The 1,239-nt window shown below is 39.1% G+C and carries 1 protein-coding gene; it reads left to right on the top strand.

Annotated elements, in window-relative coordinates:
• Positions 1 to 85: 85 nt before the first annotated feature.
• Positions 86 to 1,099, top strand: a complete 1,014-nt coding sequence (locus CXF89_RS19180) for an IS110 family RNA-guided transposase (protein ID WP_121955488.1) — start codon at positions 86 to 88, stop codon at positions 1,097 to 1,099.
• The last annotated feature ends 140 nt before the right edge of the window (positions 1,100 to 1,239 follow it).

The following is a 1,239-nucleotide window of genomic DNA, read 5'->3' as shown; positions in this document are numbered from 1 at the left end:
TAACCTGATGTAATGGTCTCCTCCCTATACGGCATCTATGTGCCATGATTAAAGTGGTTACAATAATCAAAGGGAGAAGACCAAAATGAAGATTACAACAATTGGTTTAGACATAGCAAAAAGATTTTTCCATGTGGTGTGCTGCAATGAACAAGGGCGCTTAGTTAAAAAGAAAATGTTAAAGCGTGCGCAAGTGTTATCTTTTTTCCAACAACACACTACGTGTTTAGTTGCTTTAGAGGCCTGTGCAACTTCTCATTTTTGGGCTCGAGAAATCAGAAAATGTGGTCATCAGATAAAGCTTATTCCACCTCAGCATGTAAAAGCCTTCTTAGTTGGCAATAAAAATGATTATAACGATGCTTTAGCAATTAGCGTTGCTTCAAAACAACATCATATTAAGAGTGTCTGTATAAAATCAGTTGAGCAACAAGATAACCAAGCACAGCACAAAGCGAGAGAATTAGCGGTCAGACAAAGAACGGCACTATGCAATCAAATCCGAGGCTTAACTGCTGAATACGGAATTATTTTAAATCAGGGTGTAAACACAATACGCAAAAGTATCCCCCTAATTTTAGAAGATGAAAATACCGGATTATCAGGCGCATTTAAAGCGGTACTAAAGCAGTTAGAAACACAATTGAGTAACTTAGACAGCTACATTGAAACTTACAGTACATTAATAGTTGAAACAGCAAAAAATAATGATATTTGCCAACGGATCCAAACAATACCTGGATTTGGTCCTATGGTATCAAGCGCCTATTTCAATGAAGTTGGAAATGGCAGTAACTATAAAAGAGGCCGCGATGTTTCAGCGTCTTTAGGTATCGTTCCGCGTCAACACAGTAGTGGCGGAAAAGATACTTTACTTGGGATAAGTAAGCGAGGAAATAGCTACTTAAGGTGCCTGTTGATCCAAGGAGCAAAAGCTGTTGTCTCAAGAGCAAAAACGAAGAATGATAAATTAAGTCAATGGATAAACCGACTGGTTCAAACTCGAGGGCATAATCGAGCATGTGTAGCTTATGCCAACAAGATGGCGAGAATGGCTTGGGCTATTAGCGCTTCAGGTGAGAGTTACTCACCCGTATAAATACTCTTCAAAGAATTGCGTAAGTGGCTAAAACGATGACATAACAGGTCAAACCTGCATATTGAAAACCTATAGAGTTCAGTGGTAGTAAATACCGATAACCTGATCAGGACAATATGCGCGGATTACATCAAGGTCAG

Origin of the sequence: Pseudoalteromonas sp. MelDa3 (genome assembly GCF_002863625.1) — a bacterium.
Classification (GTDB): Bacteria; Pseudomonadota; Gammaproteobacteria; order Enterobacterales; family Alteromonadaceae; genus Pseudoalteromonas; species Pseudoalteromonas arctica.
The sequence above is the reverse complement of the archived record's forward strand: the minus strand, read 5'-3'. Positions and strand labels throughout refer to the sequence as shown.

Coding starts and splice junctions, on each gene's coding strand:
- CXF89_RS19180 (WP_121955488.1), top strand. CDS start 86: ATGAAGATTACAACAATTGGTTTAGACATAGCAAAAAGATTTTTCCAT.